Consider the following 20686-nt stretch of genomic DNA (forward strand, 5'->3'; position numbering starts at 1 on the left):
CCTGGGCGTACCCACACCGTACGCTCGATTCGTGCCCAAAGTCATGCCCAAAGTCATGGACCATCCCGGAAATCTATTTGTCGTGTCGGCACCCAGCGGTGCCGGCAAATCCTCCCTGGTACGCGCCCTGCGTGAATTCGACGCACGCGTCTACCCCTCCGTCTCTCACACCACGCGCGCGCCGCGCGGCCAGGAAAAGCATGGCCGTGAGTACTACTTCATCTCGGACGCCGAGTTCGACGCCATGGTCGCCAACAACGGCTTTGTCGAATGGGCCAATGTGCACAGCCGCCGCTACGGCACGGCCAAGAGGTCTCTGGAAGAGCGCATCCAGAGCGGCACCGATGTGCTGCTCGAGATCGACTACCAGGGTGCCCTGCAGGTCAAGCAGGCCTTTCCCAATGCCGTGCTGATCTTCATCCTGCCGCCCAGCTGGGACGAGCTGCGCGCGCGCCTGGAAAATCGCGGCGAGGATGCACCCGAAGTCATTGAGATGCGCCTGAAGAACGCCGAAGAGGAAATGGCGCAGGTCGCAAAATTCGACTTCGTTATAATCAACGAACTGTTTGAGAGTGCGCTCTTTGATCTCAAGGCGATCATTCACGCGCAACGCCTCAAATATGCGGCCCAGCGGCGCCTTCGCGCCGACACCTTCGAGTCGCTCAATATCCCTGAATCCAACTGACCGTTCCCGGAGTTCCTGATGGCACGCATTACTGTTGAAGATAGCCTGGAGCAGATCCCCAACCGCTTCCAGCTCGTTTTGGCCGCGACTTACCGCGCCCGCATGCTCAATCAAGGCCACACCCCCAAGATTGAAACCAAGAACAAGGCCAGCGTTACCGCCCTGCGTGAAATCGCAGACGGCAAGGTAGGCCTGGAAATGCTGAAGAAGGTGCCGGGTTAAGCTGTTGCATCGCAGCACCAAAACAGACAATTAAGCACCGCTCGTCGGTGCTTTTTTGTACCTATCACCTTGCACTCGGTACTTGCAGGCTACATTTAAGGAATATGACAGCGGCCCAGAACTCGACGATTGCACCTTCTTCTACGGCACCGGCCAAGCCTCAGCGCATGCCCGCTGAACAGGCTGCACGGGTGTCGGCTGCTGCTTTTGACGGGTTGATGGAGCATCTGGGCTATCTGGATGCCGACAGCGCCGAGCGCGTGCGCCAGGCCTATGTCTACGCAGACCAAGCACATACCGATCAGTGGCGCAGCAGTGGAGACCCCTATATCACCCACCCCATCGCGGTCACGGGAATCTGCGCCAACTGGAAGCTCGACGCCCCTGCCCTGATGGCGGCCCTGCTGCATGACTCCATGGAGGATTGCGGCATCACCAAGCTGGATCTGAAGGAGCGCTTCGGCGAGGATGTGGCCGAGCTGGTGGACGGGCTGACCAAGCTGGACAAGCTGCAGTTCAATACCCGCGAGGAAAACCAGGCCGAATCCTTTCGCAAGATGCTGCTGGCCATGGCGCGCGATGTGCGCGTCATCCTGATCAAGCTGGCCGACCGCACCCACAACATGCGCACCATGAGCGACATGCCGCGCAGCAAGTGGGGCCGCATCTCGTCCGAAACGCTGGAGATCTATGCGCCCATCGCGCACCGCCTGGGTCTGAACCAGACCTATCGCGAGCTGCAGGACCTGTCGTTCAAGCATCTGCATCCCTGGCGCTATGCCACGCTGGAAAAAGCCATAGGCCGCTCGCGCACGCGCCGCCGCGATCTGGTGCAGCGCGTGCAGGACGAAGTCAGCACCGCCTTTGCCACGCACAGCCTGGCGGTGCGGCTGCTGGGCCGCGAGAGCACGCTGTATTCGCTGTACCAGCGCATGCAGAAGAACCAGCTGAGCTTTGCCAAGGTCACCGACATCTACGGCTTTCGCATCATCGTCCCCAAGACGCTGGACTGCTACACCGCCCTCGGTGTGCTGCACCAGAAGTACAAGCCCATGCCGGGGCGCTTCAAGGACTACATCGCCATTGCCAAGAGCAATGGCTACCAGTCGCTGCACACCACGCTGGTCGGCCCCTCCAGCGTCAGCATCGAATTCCAGATTCGCACGGAAGAGATGAACATCGTGGCCGAGGCCGGCGTCGCGGCCCACTGGCTGTACAAGGCCCAGCAGGGCCATGACTCCGAGCATCTGTCCACCCAGTGGCTGCAGTCCCTGCTCGATATCCAGAACGAGACCCGCGACGCGGCGGAGTTCTGGGATCACGTCAAGGTGGATCTCTTTCCCGATGCCGTGTACGTGTTCACGCCCAAAAGCGAGATCATGGCCATGCCGCGCGGCGCCACGGTGGTGGACTTTGCCTACGCCATCCACAGCAAGATCGGGCATCGCACCACGGCGGCCAAGATCAATGACGAGGAAGTGCCGCTGCGCACCGAGCTCAAGAGCGGCGATGTGGTGCAGATCATCACCTCCGAAACCTCCACGCCCAACCCGGCCTGGCTGAGCTTTGTGAAAACCGGGCGCGCGCGCTCCAAGATTCGCTCCTACCTCAAGAATGCGGCCCAGACCGAAGCCGGCCAGCTCGGAGAGTCGCTGCTGGCCCAGGCCCTGCGCGCCGAAGGCATTGACAGCGTGCCGTCGCAGGACGATGCCAACAGGGGCGTCTGGGACGAAATCCTGCGCATCACGGGCAACCGCACGCCGGCAGACCTCATGGTCGATATCGGCATGGGCCGCCGCATCGCCTCCCTGGTGGCCGCGCGCATGACCAGCTTCATGACCAAGCAAGGCGTGCGCCCCGATGCGCTGCTCATCACACAGGAGCGCTTCAACACGCACAACCGCCCCTTCCAGGGCGCGGTCACGCTCAACGGCGACGAGAGCAGCTCGGTCTACTACTCGCACTGCTGCCGCCCCGTGCCGGGCGATCCGATTCTGGGCTACCTCGGCGGCCAGGGCCTGGTCGTGCACCACGCCCATTGCAACAATGCCATCAAGCTGCGCGAAAAGGATGCCGACCGCTTCATCACCGTGGACTGGTCCGACGACATCACGCGCCTGTTCGAGGCCGGCATCGTGGTCACGGTGCAGAACAACAAGGGCGTGCTGGCCCGCGTGGCGGCCGAGCTCTCGAATGCCGAAGCCGATATCGTGCGCGTCGAGATGACCGACGAAGCAGCGATCGGCACCACCGATCTGCGCTTTGTCATCTCCGTGCAGAACAGCGTGCAGCTGGAGAATGCGCTGCGCAATCTGCGCCGCCTGCATTCGGTGATCCGCGCCAGCCGCGTCATGGCCTGATCTCTTACATGCTCCACAAGGCCGCCTCGGGCGGCCTTTTTCATGGGTGAAAGATTTTGTTGCATTCTGCGCGCGCCATCGCGCCCTGCAAGGGCCTGCCGGCCACGACAGCAGGCGACAATGGCATTCATGCTCCAAACCGCACCTTCGCTCCTGAATGCCCGCCAGCAGCTGCTGATCGCCGCCATTGCGGCAGCCCTGCTCGCAGGCTGCGCCACCCGGCCCGAACCTCCTGCTGCGGCCGCGCCCGAGCCGGTGATCGCCGCCAAGGCAGAGCAAGCCTCGGGCGAGCCGGCAGCAGCGGAAAACCCCATACAGGCCCGCAACTTCGCGCACTGGAAGCAGGAATTCGCCCCGCGAGCACGCGCCGCGGGCATTTCGGAACGCACGCTTGGCAGTGCCCTGGCCGGCGCCAAGCTGCAGCCCAGCATCGTCAAGCTCGACCGCTCCCAGCCCGAGTTCACACGCACGCCCTGGCAATACCTGGATAGCGCCGTCTCCGCACAGCGCATCAAGACCGGCAAGCTCAAGATGCAGGAACACGGCGCCAGCCTGCAGGCGGCCAGCCAGCGCTATGGCGTGCCAGCACCGGTGATTGCCGCCATCTGGGGCATGGAAAGCAATTACGGCAGCAACTTCGGCAGCTTCTCGGCCGTGGATGCGCTGGCCACTCTGGCCTTCGACGGCCGCCGTGCCGAGTGGGCACAAAAAGAGCTGATTGCCGCGCTGCGCATCATCGACAACGGCGATATCGACGCCGCTCACATGATCAGCTCCTGGGCGGGCGCCATGGGCAACACCCAGTTCCTGCCCTCGGTATTCCTGCAATATGCCGTGGATGCCGACGGAGACGGCCGCCGCGACATCTGGGGCTCCATGGCCGACGTGGCCGCATCCACGGCCAACTATCTGGCCAGCGCGGGCTGGAACGCCAGCGAGCCCTGGGGGATCGAAGTGCGCCTGCCGGCCAATTTCGACTACGCGCGCGCCGAACTCGCCACGCGCCAGAACAGCCCGGCCTGGGCCGCAGAAGGCGTGCAGGCCGTGAACGGCCAGGCCTTGCCCGCCATGGCCGGCGCCAGCATCATCGCGCCGGCCGGCGCTCGCGGCCCGGCCTTCATGGTGGGCAGCAACTTCCGCGCCATCCTGCGCTACAACAACTCCACCAACTATGCGCTGGCCGTGAGCCTGCTCGCCTCGCAGCTGGCAGGCAATGGCGGCGTCAACGCCGAGTGGCCGCGCGAGCTCGGCGCCCTGACGCGGGAGCAGACCAAGGCGCTGCAGACCGCACTCACCCAGCGCGGCTTTGCCACCGGCACCGCCGACGGCGTGATGGGTCCAGCCACCCGGGCCGGGCTGCGCCAATACCAGCAAAGCGAGGGCCTGGTGGCAGACGGCTACCCCACGCTGGAGCTGCTGCAACGCCTGCAGGCTGGCAACCTATCTCAAAAACAATAGCGTTTAGCGCTTGATGATCAACGAATTCAATACCAAAACCATCTGAAATCATTGAACCTCAAGTGAGTGCAGCTCACAAAACAAAAGCGCGGCATCCACATCGGAAGCCGCGCTTTTTTGCAGCTCGTGCACTCAGGAACGTGCTGCAGGCTGCGGATAGCTGACGTCCAGAATCTCCAGCATGCGCACACCGGCCGGCGTGGGCAAGGCCACCTCGTCGCCCACGCGCGCCTTGAGCAGCGCGCGCGAAACCGGTGCAATCCAGCTGACCTGGTTCTGCGCGCTGTCCGCCTCGTCAATGCCCATGATGGTGATGGTGCGCTCCACGCCCTCATCATCGACATAGCTGACCGTGGCGCCGAAAAAGACCTGGTCGCTGCCCGCATGCACGGCAGGATCGACCACCTCGGCGATTTCCAGTCTCTTGGTGAGAAAGCGGATGCGGCGGTCGATCTCGCGCAGACGCTTTTTACCGTAGAGATAGTCGCCGTTCTCTGAGCGGTCGCCGTTGCTGGCTGCCCAGTGCACGATCTCCACGATCTTGGGGCGCTCGTTGTCGATCAGATCCAGCAGCTCGTCCTTGATGCGCTGGTAGCCCTGAGGCGTGATGTAGTTCTTGCCGCCGGTGGGCAATGGCGGCAGAGCGCCGACGTCGTCATCGTCGTCGCCGTCCGATTCTTTGGTGAAAGCCTTGCTCATGAGGCCGATCTTCACACAGATCCGCGCCTGCCTTGGCCAGCCCCTGTCAAAGTCCGAAAACGAAAAAGCCTCAGAACTTTGCAGTTCTGAGGCTTGTCGTTTGGTGCGGCTGGCAGGAATCGAACCCACGACCCCTTGGTTCGTAGCCAAGTACTCTATCCAGCTGAGCTACAGCCGCTAAGCCTCGAATTATATACAGATTTAGGAGCCGCTCGGTGGAAACCCGGATTTTTCTTCAAAGACATCCAGCACCGGCAATCCTGCCGCCACAGGCAAGGCAGAAACGAAAAAGCCTCAGAACCTTTCAGTTCTGAGGCTTGTCGTTTGGTGCGGCTGGCAGGAATCGAACCCACGACCCCTTGGTTCGTAGCCAAGTACTCTATCCAGCTGAGCTACAGCCGCTAAGCCTCGAATTATATACTTATTTTCAGGCCTGTGGAAAAGTCTTCCAGAAATTTCAGATCCCGCGCGCTGCTTCGGGACTGCAACCACATGAAAAGCCTGATTCCAAGCAAATGCATATGCGCTAATCTTGGGCGTTGAAGCCGGGTGCCAGCAAGCTGCTGGCGGCCCCTGCGATGCCGCGTTCATGGGCCCCGAAGAACCAGACCCCGCGCATCGGGGCAGCCGGTCGCCGCGCGCTGCGGCAGTGCATTCAGAACCATCAATGACGACAGACAGACAACCGGCATCGCCTTCCATTCCTCCATCCGTGGCCATGTGGGAGCAGCTGTTTCGCCGCAGTGCCAGGCCCTCCCTGAGCCTTCAGGGTCAGATTCGCGAGATGCTGGTCGATGCCATCCTGACCGGCATTCTCGCGCCTGGCGACGCCGTTCCATCGAGTCGCGAGCTGGCCAAGCTGCTGGGCGTGGGCCGCATCACCGTGGTCATGGCCTACCAGCAGCTGACCGAGGAGGCCTTCTTGCTGAGCCGCGAGAGAAAAGGCCATTTCATCCATCCCGACGTGCTGCAGGGCCGCACGGCCGAACGCATGCCGGGAGGCGGCAGGAGCTCGGACGCCGAGGCGCATACCGACTGGTCGCGCCGCCTGTGGCTGCGTCCCAGCCAGCAGCGCAGCATCGTCAAGGAAGACGACTGGCAGCGGTTTCCCTATCCATTTCTCTACGGCCAGTTCGACAAGGACTTGTTTCCCACGGCCGCCTGGCGCGAGTGCTGCCTCAAGTCCCTGGGCGTGCTGGACATCCGCATGTGGGCACCCGATCACATCACGCGCGACGACGACAGCCTCATCCAGCAGGTGCAGACCAAGATCCTGCCGCGCCGCGGCGTCTGGGCCTCGCCCGACGAGATCATCATCACCGTCGGCGCCCAGCATGCGCTGTACATGGTGGCCGATCTGCTGATGCGCGAAGGCACCTGCGTCGGCATCGAGGACCCCTGCTACCCCGATGCGCGCAATATCTTCAGCAGCCGCACCTCGCAGGTCATTGCTATCGGCGTGGATGGCGATGGACTGCCCATCGTCCCGGCCATGCGCAAGCTCGAGTACCTCTACGTCACGCCCAGCCACCAGTGCCCCACCGGCGTCACCATGCCGCTGGAGCGGCGCGAAGCCTTGCTGGAGGCCGCACAAAAGCACGATCTCATCATCATCGAGGACGACTACGAAAGCGAAAGCAGCTTCGATGAACAGCCCATCCCGGCGCTCAAAAGCCTGGACCGCAACAACCGCGTGATCTATATCGGCAGCCTCTCCAAATGCCTGGCACCGGGCCTGCGCGTGGGCTATATCGTGGCTCCGCCCGAACTGATCAAGGAACTGCGCGCGCTGCGCCGCCTCATGATCCGCCACCCTTCCACCTTCATTCAGCGCACATTGGCCATGTTCATCTCGCTGGGTCATTACGAGGCCCAGCTGCGCCGCCTCGGCCAGGCCCAGAAGGAGCGTCATGCCGAGCTGACGACGGCCATGGCCCGCCACTTGCCCCAATGCCGCATCACCCCCGTGCGTGGCGGTGGCTCGTGCTGGGTGCAACTGCCGGACCACATACCCGCCCAGGCACTGGCGCGCGAGGCCGCCGAGCATGGGGTGCTGATCGAGCCCGGCGATGTGTTCTTCACTTCTCCCCGCAACACGGGCAACTTCATCCGCCTGGGCTACCAGTCCATTCCTGCGGCACAGATCGCCCAGGGCATCAAGGCCCTGGCGCAGGCCATGCAGCGCATGTAGGAATGCAAAAAGCCCCGGCCTTGCGGTCCGGGGCTGTGCTTGACGGAAGCCTCAGTTCTTGCGCAGCTTGGGCGGTGCCAGCTCGTCGAGCAGGTTCTCGGGATTCACCCCGCGCCGCAGCGTCTGGCGCACGCCATAGGCAATCAGCAGGATGCACAGGCTGGCCACTCCCAGTGCCAGCGGCGTGCGCTGCTCGGGGATAAAGCCCATGGCCACCACGATGGACAGCATGCCCACAATCGCCAGCCAGGTCAGGTAAGGAAAGCACCACATGCGCACCTTGAGCAGATGCGGCGCTTCGCGCTCCAGACGCGAGCGCAGGCGCAGCTGGGAGATCGCGATCAGGATGTAGACAAAGATGGCCACCGTGCCGTAGGAGTTCACGAGAAAGGCGAATACCTTGTCGGGAGACAGATAGGACATGACGATGGCGCCGTAGCCGAACAAGGTGGCCACCAGGATGGCGTACACGGGCACGCCGTTGCGGCTGACCTGGGCCAGCACCTTGGGCGCATCGCCGCGTCGCGTCAGCGCAAACAGCATGCGCGAAGAGGCATAAAGCCCGGAGTTGAGCGCCGACAGCACGGCCGTCAGCACCACGGCATTCATGATCTGGGCGGCCGCCGGCACGCCCATGGCATCGAGAGCGCTGACATAGGGCGTGGACATGCCGTTGGAGTTCCACGGCACCAGGCAGGCCACCAGCAGCACCGATCCCACATAGAACACCAGCACGCGCAGGATGACCGAATTCGTGGCCTTGGCCACGGCCTTCTGTGGCTCAGCAGTCTCGGCCGCAGCAATCGTCACGATCTCCGCTCCGAAATAGAAGCCGGTCGCGGCCACGGCCCCCGTGAGCACCGGAACAATGCCGTTGGGCATGAAGCCGCCGTTCTGGCTCAGATTGGCGACATGCATTCCGCCGCCGCCCGGTGTCAGGCCCAGCACATAGACGCCGGCGATGAACAGAAACACCACGATGGCGGCCACCTTCACGGATGCCAGCCAGAACTCGCACTCGCCAAAGGATTTGACCGAAACCAGATTGGTCAGCGTCATCATGACCAGCAGGACAAGACTGATGCTCCAGGCCGGCACGTCGGGCAGCCAGTAGCGCACCAGCTCGGCCCCCGCCACCGCTTCGATGGCCACGACGATGACCCAGAAATACCAGTACATCCAGCCCGTCAGAAACCCCGCCAGCTGCCCCACGGCAGGCCGGTCGCGCCAGGCTTCACGGGCGTACTCGTAAAACGAGCCGCCTGTCATGGAGCAGGCCATCTCGCCCAGCATGCGCATCACCAGCACCACCAGCAGGCCGGTGATCAGAAAAGAGATGACGGCTGCCGGCCCGGCCGACTTGATGACCACGCCGCTGCCGACGAACAGCCCGGCTCCGATGACGCCGCCCAGAGCAATCATGGTCATGTGCCGCTGTTTGAGGCTGTGCGACAGCCCGTCCGGCGACGAATGCGGATTTCCAATCATTTTTGTCTCCTGTCTTGCCGGCATGGGAATACCGGTCGCCACGGCTTTATGTATCGGGTCGTGCCTTGCCGCTCGTGCAGGCCGCTGCCGTGGTCGTTCAGTTATCTGCTTGAAAATTGTCGTGAGAAGCCCTGCGTGCAACGCCTCCCACCGTAAGGCAAGAAGGTGCGCACGCAGGCCCGCCGTGTGTCAGGAAAGCGCCACTGGAGGACGATCCTTGCGGTAGGCGTTCTTGACGGCGATCTTGCCGTTGCGGAACGTGAACACATCGACCATGCGAGCTTCCACACGCAGGCCGTCGGCCTTGGTGCCTTTGAAGGTGCTTTCAGAAACGCCGCGCGCTCCCTGGACAAAATGCTCTCCATCCACCCAGGCAGCATCGGGAAATGCCTGCCAGGCCAGCTGAAAGCCCTCGCGCACGGCTTCACGGCCCACAAAACTGCGGCCCATCAGATCGGGGCCGGCTACGGCATGGAACTCGCATTCATCGGCCATGAAGTCCATCAGTGCATCGATGTCATGGCGATTCCACGCCTCGGAAAAACGCGCCAGGAACTGGACATCGGGTTGGGATTCTTGTTTGCTCATAGGTTCTCCAGATTGCTGTCATTTCTTGGGTTCCGGCCCTTGCAGAAGCGGCCGCCCGGGATCGAAAAATGCCTGAAATTCCGATGGCTCATCGTAGGTAGCACCGGCTCCGGTTCGTAGAACCAGTTACCGGCAATCGTTAAGTCCAAGGCCTTGGTGCTTCACGGCGCTGGGTCCTCGAGAAACGACGGCAGCGCGCGCGGCAGCTGCCCTGAACGAACCCGTTTCTCCTCTGGAAGCAGCACTCTGCCGCTGCGCTTGCGGATGCAGGCCCAAGCCATGGGCAAGCGCTTCTGATCCCGCTTCAGTTAGGTGAAAACGATAGGAGAACACCGGCAGTCGCTGCAGGGGTATCGCAGTCGGCGGCGCGAAAGCGGACTGCCCGAAGATCCGCTTCCCGTGCCCGGGGCTCGGATCGCATGAGCCGTGGGTGCGCTGGCTCCATCAAAACCTGCGCCGTGGCCCTAACCAGCCGCGCAAGGGGCTGGCTATGCTGCTCTGGACACCGCAAGCAGTGGCCTGCAACGGCATCTGCATTGACTTTGCGTCCATCCATTCCATCGCCATAGAACGCCGCGTCAAACGCAGCCACACCAGGAGACGATCGCCATGAAAGCCGAGGACATCCGCCCCAGCCACCTGAACCCGTACGACCCGCAATACGACCCTCTGGTTGCGCGAAATCCCGGACATGGCGCTGGCTACGCTCCGACCTACTGGGTTGGGACGGCAGGCCGGCCGCCCGACGACGATGGCCCGGTCTGCGGCGACATGGAAGCCGATGTAGTCATCGTCGGCTCGGGCTTCACGGGCCTGTCCACCGCCCTGTTTCTCGCCCGCGAGCATGGCATCCGCGCGGTGGTTCTCGAAGCCAACCAGAGCGCATGGGGCTGCACCAGCCGCAACGGCGGCCAGGGCCAGAATGCCAGCGGCCGCCTCTATCGCTCCCAATGGATAGAGCGCTGGGGTAAGGACGTGGCCCTGAAGCTGGACGCGGAAATCCGTGAAGGCTTCGACACCTTCAAGAACCTGGTGGCCGAGTTTCCCGAATGCGAGCCGCAGCCAGGAGGGCATCTGTATATTGCCCACCGAGACAGAAAGATGGATTTTCTGCGCAACGAGACCCGCGTCATGCGCGAAGTCTTCGGCTATGACGCCCGCATACTCAGCGTCGATGCCGTGCGCCGCGACTATGTCGACGACGCCGACTGCCGTGGCGCGATGCACGAGCCCGACGGCATTGGCGTGCATCCGCTCAAGCTGGCGTTCGGCTATCTGCGCAAGGCCCGCGAGCTGGGAGTGAAGGTGCACCCCGCCAGCCCGGTGCTGGGCATGGAGACACGCAACGGCGTCCACTACCTCCGGACACCGGGCGGCACGGTCAAGGCACGCGCCGTCGGCTTTGCCACCGGCGGCTATACCAGCAACGGCCTGCACCCCAGCCTGCGCTCGAAGATCATGCCGATTCTCTCGAACTCCCTGGTCACCCGGCCCCTGACTGAAGAAGAGCTGGCAGCCACCAACTTCAAGACCACGCAGGTCATCACCGACACCCGTACCCTGCGCTTTTATTACCGCAAGCTGCCCGACAACCGCGTGCAGATCGGCAGCCGCAGCGCTATCACCGGCGCCGATGCGCCCAATCCGGTCCATATGGCCAAGCTGGTCGAGGGCCTGCACCACAAGTTCCCGGCCCTCAGGGGAATCCAGGTCGACTACTCCTGGTGGGGCTGGGTCGACGTGAGCCACGACATGATGCCGCGCATCACCCAGCCCGATCCCGCAGAGAACGTCTTCTATGCGGTCGGCTATGGCGGCAATGGCGTGTCGTTTTCTGCGCATGCAGGCCGGCGCATGGCGCAGCGCATCGCAGGCCAGAAGAACAAGGCTTTCGAGTTGCCAATCTACAACTCATCGCTCGAATATCCGAATGTGTTCAATATGGTGCGCTCGGAGGCATTTGCACCATTTCGCCGCATGGGCCAGCGCTTTCTCTACCACTGGTATCACATGAACGACGAGAAGAACTGACCCTTCCAGGCGCCGTGCGGCCGCACGCAACGAAGAGCACCTTCCACCAGGAAGGTGCTTTTTTTCATGCTATCCACGGATGCGGTGCAGCGCCCCCCGGGCGCCCCGGCCACAGGAAAAATCCGCCCCTCTGGCACACATATTGCGCAAGCATTCATGCCTCCTGGACAGCCCAATCCTTCCGCCTCTGTCTGCGATCAGTGAATACACCTAAGCCCATGCAGACACCGAAAAAGCGCCTTCCACCAGGGTTGAGATATCCCGCGCAAGCCGCGCCCTGCAAGGCTTTGCCATGCACGGTCGCGGTGCACGCCAACCCATGCTGCGCGCACCATCCAGGACCGTGCGCGACTGGACCTAACGATTCACATCAACTGGCCCTACAGGCTGCGCAAGGTTGCTCACTACGATCCGCTGAGAAAGCTCTTTGAGCCTCGCGATGCGGCTTTCAACCGGTTCAGCCAGAAGCGGGAATGGGAAAGCAAGCCAGCAAGAGTGAGCACAGCAAGGGTTCTCTGGTCGAAGACTTCCACCGATATCGCTCTAACCATGGAGAAATTGGCAATGAAAATGCAAAAACGATGGGTGCTGAAAGCGGGTGTCGCAACAGCCGCACTGGCGATGACCGGCTTCGCGCTGGCGCAGCAGAAAACCGTGACCTTCGCCAACCAGGACATGCTGGTGCCTCTGCGCCTGGTGATGGAATCGGGCGAGTTGGAAAAGGAGACGGGCTACAAGATCAACTGGCGCATGTTCTCGGGCGGCGGCGACGTGATACGGGCAATGGCCTCGGGCGACGTGCAGATGGGAGAGGTGGGCTCCAGCCCTCTGACCGCTGCCGCCAGCCAGGGGCAGGACATCAAGCTGCTCTGGATCTCTGCGGACATCGCCGGTGCCGAAGCCCTGGTGGCACGCGACGGCGGCGGCATCAGCAATTTCAAGAGCATGGAGGGCAAGCGCATAGGCGTGCCGTTCGTCTCCACCGCGCACTACCAGCTGGTCGCGGCCCTGGGCAAGGAAGGCGTTGACGCGCGCAAGGTCAACATCATGAACATGCGCCCGCCAGAAATTGCCGCGGCCTGGGAACGTGGCGATATCGATGCCACCTTTGTCTGGGATCCGGTGCTGGCCAAGGTCAAGCAAAAGGGCAAGGTGATTGCGACCTCCGGCTCCATTGCGCAGATGGGCTATCCCACCTTCGAGGGCATTGCCGTGAGCAGCAAGTTCGCCCAGGAAAATCCCCAGTTCATGGTGGCTTTCATCAAGGCCCTGAATCGGGCAAGTACCCAGGTGCGGGACAACCTGGCCAAGTGGACTGCAGACTCGCCCGAGATCAAGGCGATTGCCAAATGGAGCAAGGCCGACCCCAAGGACGTGCCCGCAGCCATGGCGCTTTACCGCTTTCCCAGCGCCGAGGAGCAGCTTGGCGCGCAATGGCTCGAAGGCGGTGCGGCCAAGGCAATGACCAATACCGCAACGTTTCTGAAGTCGCAGGGACGAATCCAGGAGGTCAAGCCCGACTACGCCGCGTACGTGACCAGCAGCTATGTCAAGCAGGCGCTCGGCCGCTGACTGCCCGCCCACGACGGCCAGCCCCGTCGTGGCTCCCAGCTTTGTTTCACATAGGAGGGCAATGTCATGCCGACTCTGGATATACGCGACCTGACCGTCAATTACGAGGTCAAGGGCGGACACTTGCAGGCCCTGGCGCCCGTCAACCTGACCATGCATGAAGGCGACTTCGTGGTCGCGCTGGGGGCATCCGGCTGCGGCAAGACCACGCTGCTCAACTGCATGGCAGGTTTTCTGGCGCCTTCCAGCGGCCAGATCCTGCTGGACGGGAAACCCATTCAGGGCCCCGGAGCCAATCAGGGTGTGGTGTTTCAGAAGCATGCGCTGATGCCATGGCTCAATGTGATCGACAACGTCGCACTGGGACTGCGCATGCGCGGCATGGATCTGAAGACGCGCACGCAAATCGCCGAAGAGAAACTGGGCCTCGTGGGCTTGCAGGACTACGCCAGGCGTGCCGTCTATGAACTGTCTGGAGGCATGCAGCAACGTGTCGGCATTGCCCGTGCGCTGGCCAACGATCCTGCACTGCTGCTGATGGACGAGCCCATGGGTGCCCTGGACGCCTTCACGCGCGAGCAGGTTCAGGAAATCCTGCTGCGTGTCTGGCATGCCACCCACAAGATGGTGTTCTTCATCACCCATTCGGTGGAAGAGGCACTGTTTCTCGCCAGCCGGCTGATCGTCATGAGCCCCAGCCCGGGCCGTATCTCCCATGTCTACGACGACATGCCGTTCTGCCATGAGTTCCTGCGCACCGGCGATGCGCGTGCCGTCAAGTCGCGCCCCGACTTCATCAGGATGCGCGAAGAAGTTCTGAGTCTGATTCACCACCGGGAGCCTGCCAATGTCTGAAGCAGTCCAAATCAACCATCTGCCCGCCACCACCGCGCGCGTGCAGCCCAAGCCCCCTGCGCCACAGGCGTCGGGACCGGTGAAGACCAGTCGCTTCAAGACCCCCGGAGAAGGCTCCAGCCTCGGCATCAGCATCGTCACCGTGGCCTTGCTGCTGGCACTGTGGTTCGCCGCCACCAATCTCGGCTGGATCAAGCCCTTGTTCCTGCCCAGCCCGCAGGCTGTGTTCCAGCAGTTCTATGAATACCTGACCGGGCAGGCCAACGACAAACCGCTGTGGCAGCATTTCTCGGCAAGTCTGCTGCGCGTGACCGTCGCGTTCTGGCTGGCCTTCATTATTGCCGTTCCGCTGGGCATTGCGATGGGAATGTCACGCATCGCACGTGGCGTCTTCGACCCCCCCATCGAGTTCTACCGCCCCCTGCCGCCACTGGCCTATCTGCCGCTGATCATCATCTGGTTCGGCATCGATGAAACGCCGAAGATTCTGCTGATCTTCCTGAGCTGCTTTGCCCCCTTGGCCCTGGCGGCCCGCTCGGGCATGCGCAGCGCAGCACAGGAGCAGATCAATGCCGCCTATTCGATGGGAGCAAGCTATTTCCAGGTGATCCGCCATGTGATCTTGCCGGCGGCCCTGCCCGACATTCTGGTGGGCATGCGCATTGCCATCGGCTTCGGCTGGACGACTCTGGTTGCCGCCGAAATGGTGGCGGCGAACGTGGGTCTGGGTCAGATGGTGCTCAACGCCTCGAACTTCCTGCGCACCGACATCGTGATCATGGGCATCATCGTCATCGGCATGATCGCCTATGTGTTCGACCTGTTCATGCGCTGGGTCGAAAAGCGCCTGGTTCCATGGAAGGGACGCATGTAAGTCCGGCTGCCTCCCCGGCGGGGATGACTGCGGCAAGCAGACAGCGGGCAGGCATTGCGCCTTCCCGCTTTTCTGCTTTCCGTTGTTTCGGCTGGTCGCCTGAGCTTGCCCGGCCTTGCGCGAATCTGTCGCAAGCGCCACACCGCTCATCGCCGGCACAGCATCTCGGCCACCGAAAACAGCAAGGCCTCGTCGATATCGTGCTGCAGATCGACGGCAAGTCTTTGACGATAGAAGATCCCCAGATCCAGCCCGACGCCCAGGGCGCAGACCTTCACGCCGCCCATGCGCTCCTGGGCGGCAAGAACCTGCCGCAGATGCTGATCCAGATAATGCTCGTCATTGGCCTGATGGGTCGCAGTGTCCATGGGACAGCCATCGGAGACGACAAGCAGGATGCGACGCTGCGCGGTCTTTGCACGCAGCCTCTGGCAGGCCCATTCCACAGCCTCGCCGTCGATGCCTTCACGAAAGATGTCGGGCTTGCGCAGCGCCGCAATGCCGTGCCGGGCATGACGCCAGGGCTTGGCCCCGTCCTTGAAGACAATGTGCAGGCGCTCGTTGAGACGCCCCGGAAACTGGGGCTGGCCCGCGCGCTGCCAGCGGCGGCGCGTTCTGCCGCCATTCCAGGCCTGGGTGGAAAAACCCAGTATCTCCACGCTCGCTCCAGCCATCTCCAGCGACCGCCCCAGCACATCGAGCAATAGCGACAGGGGCCTGGCAAAGGTTTTCATGGAACCCGAGCAGTCCATGAGAATAGTGACAGCGGTCTCGTTGACGGGGCGCTGCATTTCGTCCTTGAAAATCGCGCGCTGCTGCGGGTCCGTCACCAGCAGGGACAGACGGCTGCCGTCCAGATGGCCTTCCTCCAGCCCGAAGTTCCAGCCGTTGCGCTGCGTGCTGGCCAGGCGCTGCTGCAGATAGCGCGCCAGCCGCCCGGCCTGCTGCCATCCCGAACGCGCCAGCTCCTCGTCCATCTGCTCCCGGAACTGGGCCAGCTGCAGCGCACGGATCAGCTCACCGGCCTGCACCTCCCTATCGAACTCGCGCGTGAAAACCCGGTAGCTTTGCGCGGTTCCGGCCCAGGCCCGGCTGTCGCCGCTTTGCGCCACGGGCATGCCATCCTGACTCTGGGATTCAAAGTGCAGAGGCAGGGCAAAACTGCTGCGCCGCCTGGGGCCGCCGGCACCGCGCGGCGCATCCTCCTGCGCCGCACGCACCGCCATGCCGACCCAGCGGCTGACAGCCAGGGCAGGCTGGACAAACTGCTGCTGCCGGTCTCTGAAGCGGCGCAGCCGATCCCAGTGGCGGCCCAGCGGGCAAGCCATGGACATCCGCGTGGACTCCACCAGATCGGCCATGCGCTCAGGTATCTCGTGTCCGGTCAACCGGCTCCAGGCCGTGATGGCCACCGCAAACAGCAAGATGCCCAGACTGCTTTCCGTGAGGCCGGAATCCACGAATGCCTGGCACCAGTTCACAAAGCGCTGGCGCATGTTCTCGCGCGCTCCGGGCCAGGCCTCGGGCACCAGACTCTCCACGCGCAACTGCTCGAGCAGCTCGAACACCATGCACTCCACCGGATCCTGAGGCAGATGCGCCTGAAACAGGACCTGGTCGCTCCACTGCAGACGCAGCCCCATGCTGTCGAGCAGGCCTCGCTGATCCGTCTGCAGCAGCGGCACCTGGCTATGGTGGGCCGCCGCCTGGGGTATGGGCGTGGTGCCGCGGTACAGCGTCTGGCCACTCCACTGCAGGCTGGCGTCGCCGGTGATCGCGCGCAGCATGGCGCCGCCCCAGGCCTCCATGCGAGACAGCGAGGCAGGGCCGGAGGTCTCGGCGCTCATGCCAGCAACGCCAGTGCAGGTTCTTCGGGCTGCGCCAGCTCCTGGGCGAAGCAGCGCTGGAAATACTCGCGCACGACGGCACGCTCGGCAGGCTCGCATTTGTTGAGAAAAGACAGCTCGAAGGCCAGCTTCAGGTCGTGGAAGATGGTGATGTTCTCGGCCCAGCTAATCACCGTACGCGGAGACATCAGCAAGGACAGATCGCCCACCGCAAAGCCCTTGCGCGTCAGCCCGGCCAGCGCCACCATGGCGTCCACCTTGCGGCGCCCGTCGGCCGTGGCCAGTTCCGGCACGCGCGCCAGCACGATGGCCGCTTCCTCGGCCGGGGGCAGATAGTTCAGGCTGGTGACCAGATTCCAGCGATCGAGCTGGGCATGGTTGAGCTGCTGGGTGCCGTGATAGAGCCCGTTGAGATTGCCCTGGCCCAGGGTGTTCATGGTGGCAAACAGCCGAAAGCAGGGATGCGGCTCAATCACCCGCTTCTGATCGAGCAAGGTAAAGCTGCCCTCACGCTCCAGAACCCGCTGGATGACGAACATCACGTCGGGGCGGCCGGCATCGTACTCGTCAAACACCATGGCCACGGGCCGCTGCAGCGCCCAGGGCAGGATGCCTTCCTGGAACTGGGTCACCTGCTTGCCATCCTGCAGCACGATGCTGTCCTTGCCCACCAGATCCAGGCGGCTGATATGACCGTCCAGATTCACGCGCACGCAGGGCCAGTTCAGCCTCGCCGCCACCTGCTCTATATGTGTGGATTTGCCCGTGCCGTGCAGTCCCTGAATGACGACGCGCCGGTTGTGCGAGAAGCCCGCCAGGATGGCTTGCGTCACCTGCGGATTCAGGCGGTAGGCCTTGTCAATGGCGGGAACATGCTCGCCCGGCTCGGCAAAAGCCGGCACGCTCATGTCCGTGTCGATGCCAAATACATCGCGCACGCTGACGGTGCGGGTGGGCTGCAGCAGGCTCAGGTCAGTCATCATCGGCTTCCGGTGGAACGTCATCGTTAATGCGGGCGATCGCCGCGACGGCCGCCTGCAGCTTGGGAAGAAAGGACAAGGCCTTCTCCTTGGAAAAACGCATGATGGGTGCCTGCACGGCAAGCCCCATATTGGAGTTGCCCTGGGGCGCTGGCACCAGCACGCCAAGGCACAGCAGCCCGGGCAGGAACTCCTCGTTGTCGAAGGCGTAGCCCTGCGCCCGCACCTGATCGAGCTCCTGGTCCAGCGCCTCGAAGGTCGTCAACGTATTGCCGGTGAACGTTTCCAGCGGCACATTGGCCAGCAGCCGGCGGCGCTGGGCGGGCGACATCTGGCTCAGGAACAGCTTGCCCGTGGCCGAACAGTGCGCGGGCACGCGCGAGCCCGGATGCAGATAAAAGCGCAGCGGCGCCGGCGTCTCCACGCGGTCCAGATACAAGACCTCGCTGCCCGAGAAAGCGGTGATGTTGCAGCTCTCGCCGAGCTCGCGCACCAGCTGGGTCAGCACCGCATGGCGCGCACCATGCGTGGTGTTGTTGAGCAACACGTTCTCCGCCAGCCGCATCAGCCGCTGGCCCGTGCCGTAGTGGCGACCGTTGCCATCCCTTTGCAGGATTCCCGCGCTTTCCAGCTGCGCAAGCATGCGGTGCATGGTCGGCTTGGGCAACCCTGTCTCTTCCACCATGGTTTGCAAGGTGAAGGGCTGGCTCTTCTGCGCCACGGCTTCCAGCAGCGCGAACAAACGCAGATTGGGCGTATCTCCGTCCAGGCGAGCCGAGGGGGTGTCTTCGCTGTGCTTCATATCGTTGTCGATCATATTAATTTCCATTTTTCGAGTCAATTTATTCCATAAAAAGAAATTTATTTGCACGAAAACAAAAAAATGCCATAGACTGACATCGTTATTTCTTTTTTCGGAACCATAGGTTTCAAATTTTCAAGGAGACAGAGATGGCTGCAACGGACAATCGTAAAGTGGTTGAAGGCGTTCACAAGATGACCCCTTCGGAAGCATTCGTGGAAACCTGCGTCGCCAATGGCGTCAGCGAGATGTTCGGCATCATGGGTTCCGCCTTCATGGATGCCATGGACATCTTCGCCCCCGCAGGCATTCGCCTGATCCCGGTGGTGCATGAGCAAGGTGCGGCCCATATGGCCGACGGCTATGCCCGCGTCTCGGGTCGCCACGGCGTGGTGATCGGCCAGAACGGCCCCGGCATCAGCAACTGCGTGACCGGGATTGCCGCAGCCTACTGGGCGCACAGCCCGGTGGTGATCGTGACCCCCGAGACCGGCACCATGGGCATGGGCCTGGGCGGCTTCCAGGAAGCCAATCAGCTGCCCATGTTCCAGGAGTTCACCAAGTACCAGGGCCATGTCTGCAACCCCAAGCGCATGGCCGAGTTCACGGGCCGCGTCTTCGACCGCGCCATGTCCGAGATGGGTCCGACCCAGCTCAATATTCCGCGTGACTACTTCTACGGCGAGATCGAGTGCGAGATTCCCAAGCCCATGCGCGTGGACCGCGGCCATGGCGGCGAAGCCAGCCTGCAGGCCGCCGTGGAGCTGCTCAAGACTGCCAAGTTCCCGGTGATCCTGGCCGGCGGCGGCGTGGTCATGGGCGATGCCGTGGAGGAAGCCAGGCAGCTGGCCGAGCGCCTGGGCGCTCCCGTGGCCACGGGCTATCTGCGCAACGACGCCTTCCCCGCCAAGCACCCGCTGTGGGCCGGCCCTCTGGGCTACCAGGGCTCCAAGGCCGCCATGAAGCTGATCGCCCAGGCCGACGTCGTGATTGCGCTGGGCTCGCGCATGGGTCCCTTCGGCACCCTGCCCCAGCATGGCATGGACTACTGGCCCAAGACGGCCAAGATCATCCAGATCGAGGCCGATCACACCAACCTGGGCCTGGTCAAGAAGATCGCAGTGGGCATCAACGGCGATGCCAAGGCCGTGGCGGCCGAGCTGAGCAGGCGCCTGGCCGATGTGACGCTGGGCTGCGATGCCACCAAGGCAGCACGCGCCGACACCATCGCCACGGAAAAGGCCGCCTGGGAGAAGGAGCTCGACGGCTGGACCCACGAGCGCGACCCCTACAGCCTGGACATGATCGAAGAGGCCAAGGGCGAACGCACGCCGACCGGCGGCAGCTATCTGCATCCCCGCCAGGTGCTGCGAGAACTCGAGAAAGCCATGCCGGCGCGCGTCATGGTATCCACCGACATCGGCAATATCAATTCGGTGGCCAACAGCTATCTGCGCTTCGACGAGCCGCGCAGCTTCTTCGCTCCCATGAGCTTCGGCAACTGCGGCTATGCCCTGCCCACCATCATCGGCGCCAAGTGCGCAGCACCCGATCGCCCGGCCATCGCCTATGCAGGTGACGGCGCCTGGGGCATGAGCATGATGGAAATCATGACCGCCGTGCGCCACGACATCCCCGTGACCGCCGTGGTGTTCCACAACCGCCAGTGGGGCGCAGAAAAGAAGAACCAGGTGGACTTCTACAACCGCCGTTTCGTGGCGGGCGAGCTGGAGAGCGAAAGCTTCTCCGACATCGCCAAGGCCATGGGTGCCGAAGGCATCGTGGTGGACCATATCGAGGACGTGGGCCCGGCACTGCAAAAAGCCATCGACATGCAGATGAAGGAAGGCAAGACCTGCGTGATCGAGATCATGTGCACCCGCGAGCTCGGCGATCCCTTCCGCCGCGATGCCTTGTCCAAGCCCGTGCGCATGCTGGACAAGTACAAAGACTTTGTCTGACACCGTCTGACACCCCCTGAGGCGCTGCGCGCCTTCCCCTCTCTACCCGCTGCGCGGAGGAGGGGGACGACAC

16 protein-coding genes and 2 tRNA genes are annotated in these 20686 nt (G+C 63.0%); 10 read left to right on the top strand and 8 right to left on the bottom strand.

Annotated features, from left to right (window positions below; all coding sequences use genetic code 11):
* Positions 1 to 55 precede the first annotated feature (55 nt).
* The 4 genes from gmk to O987_RS22080 all read left to right on the top strand — a co-directional run bounded on the left by gmk (position 56) and on the right by O987_RS22080 (position 4725).
* Complete coding sequence (gene gmk, locus O987_RS22065; protein ID WP_029158642.1) at positions 56 to 685, top strand: guanylate kinase; 630 nt, start codon at positions 56 to 58, stop codon at positions 683 to 685.
* Between the two features lie 18 nt (positions 686 to 703).
* A complete protein-coding gene (gene rpoZ / locus O987_RS22070) occupies positions 704 to 907 on the top strand; it encodes a DNA-directed RNA polymerase subunit omega (protein WP_003052081.1) in 204 nt (67 codons plus the stop codon).
* Between the two features lie 104 nt (positions 908 to 1011).
* Complete coding sequence (locus tag O987_RS22075) at positions 1012 to 3267, top strand: RelA/SpoT family protein (RefSeq protein ID WP_019043560.1); 2256 nt, start codon at positions 1012 to 1014, stop codon at positions 3265 to 3267.
* A gap of 120 nt (positions 3268 to 3387) precedes the next feature.
* Positions 3388 to 4725, top strand: a complete 1338-nt coding sequence (locus tag O987_RS22080) for a lytic murein transglycosylase (RefSeq protein WP_043374814.1) — start codon at positions 3388 to 3390, stop codon at positions 4723 to 4725.
* 132 nt (positions 4726 to 4857) lie between these two features.
* Here O987_RS22080 and greB read toward each other — a convergent pair whose 3' ends face one another.
* The 3 genes from greB to O987_RS22095 form a co-directional block, all read right to left on the bottom strand.
* Complete coding sequence (greB, locus tag O987_RS22085; protein WP_043376832.1) at positions 4858 to 5424, bottom strand: transcription elongation factor GreB; 567 nt, start codon at positions 5422 to 5424, stop codon at positions 4858 to 4860.
* Between the two features lie 101 nt (positions 5425 to 5525).
* Positions 5526 to 5602 (bottom strand) — tRNA-Arg (locus tag O987_RS22090).
* A gap of 147 nt (positions 5603 to 5749) precedes the next feature.
* A tRNA-Arg gene (locus O987_RS22095) sits at positions 5750 to 5826 on the bottom strand.
* Positions 5827 to 6091: 265 nt separating this feature from the next.
* Between O987_RS22095 and O987_RS22100 the strand changes: the two genes are divergently transcribed.
* A complete protein-coding gene (locus tag O987_RS22100; RefSeq protein ID WP_043374816.1) occupies positions 6092 to 7615 on the top strand; it encodes a PLP-dependent aminotransferase family protein in 1524 nt (507 codons plus the stop codon).
* A 51-nt stretch (positions 7616 to 7666) separates the two neighbouring features.
* Here O987_RS22100 and O987_RS22105 read toward each other — a convergent pair whose 3' ends face one another.
* Complete coding sequence (locus O987_RS22105) at positions 7667 to 9103, bottom strand: amino acid permease (protein WP_003052067.1); 1437 nt, start codon at positions 9101 to 9103, stop codon at positions 7667 to 7669.
* A 189-nt stretch (positions 9104 to 9292) separates the two neighbouring features.
* Complete coding sequence (locus tag O987_RS22110; protein ID WP_043374818.1) at positions 9293 to 9691, bottom strand: nuclear transport factor 2 family protein; 399 nt, start codon at positions 9689 to 9691, stop codon at positions 9293 to 9295.
* Positions 9692 to 10300: 609 nt separating this feature from the next.
* On the opposite strand from O987_RS22110, the gene O987_RS22115 reads away from it, so the two are divergent.
* The 4 genes from O987_RS22115 to O987_RS22130 all read left to right on the top strand — a co-directional run bounded on the left by O987_RS22115 (position 10301) and on the right by O987_RS22130 (position 15023).
* Entirely contained in the window at positions 10301 to 11722 is a 1422-nt protein-coding gene (locus O987_RS22115; protein ID WP_043374821.1) for an NAD(P)/FAD-dependent oxidoreductase, read from the top strand.
* A 564-nt stretch (positions 11723 to 12286) separates the two neighbouring features.
* Positions 12287 to 13294, top strand: a complete 1008-nt coding sequence (gene tauA, locus O987_RS22120; protein ID WP_043374823.1) for a taurine ABC transporter substrate-binding protein — start codon at positions 12287 to 12289, stop codon at positions 13292 to 13294.
* 66 nt (positions 13295 to 13360) lie between these two features.
* A complete protein-coding gene (locus O987_RS22125; RefSeq protein ID WP_003052057.1) occupies positions 13361 to 14149 on the top strand; it encodes a taurine ABC transporter ATP-binding protein in 789 nt (262 codons plus the stop codon).
* Positions 14142 to 15023, top strand: a complete 882-nt coding sequence (locus O987_RS22130) for an ABC transporter permease subunit (RefSeq protein ID WP_043374827.1) — start codon at positions 14142 to 14144, stop codon at positions 15021 to 15023. Before O987_RS22125 ends, O987_RS22130 begins: the two co-directional genes overlap by 8 nt.
* Positions 15024 to 15169: 146 nt before the next feature.
* Here the strand turns inward: O987_RS22130 and O987_RS22135 are convergent, their stop codons facing one another.
* Genes O987_RS22135 through O987_RS22145 form a run of 3 tightly spaced genes read right to left on the bottom strand, consistent with a single transcriptional unit; the run spans position 15170 to position 18667 of the window.
* Positions 15170 to 16870 carry a cobaltochelatase CobT-related protein gene (locus O987_RS22135; RefSeq protein ID WP_043374829.1) on the bottom strand — a complete coding sequence of 567 codons (1701 nt, stop codon included), beginning with the start codon at positions 16868 to 16870 and terminating at the stop codon, positions 15170 to 15172.
* A complete protein-coding gene (locus tag O987_RS22140) occupies positions 16867 to 17850 on the bottom strand; it encodes an AAA family ATPase (RefSeq protein ID WP_003052053.1) in 984 nt (327 codons plus the stop codon). Before O987_RS22140 ends, O987_RS22135 begins: the two co-directional genes overlap by 4 nt.
* Positions 17843 to 18667 carry an IclR family transcriptional regulator gene (locus O987_RS22145; protein ID WP_043374831.1) on the bottom strand — a complete coding sequence of 275 codons (825 nt, stop codon included), beginning with the start codon at positions 18665 to 18667 and terminating at the stop codon, positions 17843 to 17845. Before O987_RS22145 ends, O987_RS22140 begins: the two co-directional genes overlap by 8 nt.
* A gap of 134 nt (positions 18668 to 18801) precedes the next feature.
* On the opposite strand from O987_RS22145, the gene xsc reads away from it, so the two are divergent.
* Positions 18802 to 20613 (top strand): sulfoacetaldehyde acetyltransferase, encoded by a 1812-nt coding sequence (gene xsc / locus O987_RS22150; protein WP_003052049.1) that lies wholly within the window; start codon positions 18802 to 18804, stop codon positions 20611 to 20613.
* Positions 20614 to 20686: the final 73 nt, after the last annotated feature.

The organism is Comamonas testosteroni TK102, from assembly GCF_000739375.1.
Taxonomy (GTDB): Bacteria; Pseudomonadota; Gammaproteobacteria; order Burkholderiales; family Burkholderiaceae_C; genus Comamonas; species Comamonas brasiliensis.

Excerpts from the sequence above, each read along its gene's own strand:
- gmk (WP_029158642.1), top strand. The coding sequence starts at position 56 with ATGGACCATCCCGGAAATCTATTTGTCGTGTCGGCACCCAGCGGTGCC.
- rpoZ (WP_003052081.1), top strand. The coding sequence starts at position 704 with ATGGCACGCATTACTGTTGAAGATAGCCTGGAGCAGATCCCCAACCGC.
- O987_RS22075 (WP_019043560.1), top strand. The coding sequence starts at position 1,012 with ATGACAGCGGCCCAGAACTCGACGATTGCACCTTCTTCTACGGCACCG.
- O987_RS22080 (WP_043374814.1), top strand. The coding sequence starts at position 3,388 with ATGGCATTCATGCTCCAAACCGCACCTTCGCTCCTGAATGCCCGCCAG.
- greB (WP_043376832.1), bottom strand. The coding sequence starts at position 5,424 with ATGAGCAAGGCTTTCACCAAAGAATCGGACGGCGACGACGATGACGAC.
- O987_RS22100 (WP_043374816.1), top strand. The coding sequence starts at position 6,092 with ATGACGACAGACAGACAACCGGCATCGCCTTCCATTCCTCCATCCGTG.
- O987_RS22105 (WP_003052067.1), bottom strand. The coding sequence starts at position 9,103 with ATGATTGGAAATCCGCATTCGTCGCCGGACGGGCTGTCGCACAGCCTC.
- O987_RS22110 (WP_043374818.1), bottom strand. The coding sequence starts at position 9,691 with ATGAGCAAACAAGAATCCCAACCCGATGTCCAGTTCCTGGCGCGTTTT.
- O987_RS22115 (WP_043374821.1), top strand. The coding sequence starts at position 10,301 with ATGAAAGCCGAGGACATCCGCCCCAGCCACCTGAACCCGTACGACCCG.
- tauA (WP_043374823.1), top strand. The coding sequence starts at position 12,287 with ATGAAAATGCAAAAACGATGGGTGCTGAAAGCGGGTGTCGCAACAGCC.
- O987_RS22125 (WP_003052057.1), top strand. The coding sequence starts at position 13,361 with ATGCCGACTCTGGATATACGCGACCTGACCGTCAATTACGAGGTCAAG.
- O987_RS22130 (WP_043374827.1), top strand. The coding sequence starts at position 14,142 with ATGTCTGAAGCAGTCCAAATCAACCATCTGCCCGCCACCACCGCGCGC.
- O987_RS22135 (WP_043374829.1), bottom strand. The coding sequence starts at position 16,870 with ATGAGCGCCGAGACCTCCGGCCCTGCCTCGCTGTCTCGCATGGAGGCC.
- O987_RS22140 (WP_003052053.1), bottom strand. The coding sequence starts at position 17,850 with ATGACTGACCTGAGCCTGCTGCAGCCCACCCGCACCGTCAGCGTGCGC.
- O987_RS22145 (WP_043374831.1), bottom strand. The coding sequence starts at position 18,667 with ATGATCGACAACGATATGAAGCACAGCGAAGACACCCCCTCGGCTCGC.
- xsc (WP_003052049.1), top strand. The coding sequence starts at position 18,802 with ATGGCTGCAACGGACAATCGTAAAGTGGTTGAAGGCGTTCACAAGATG.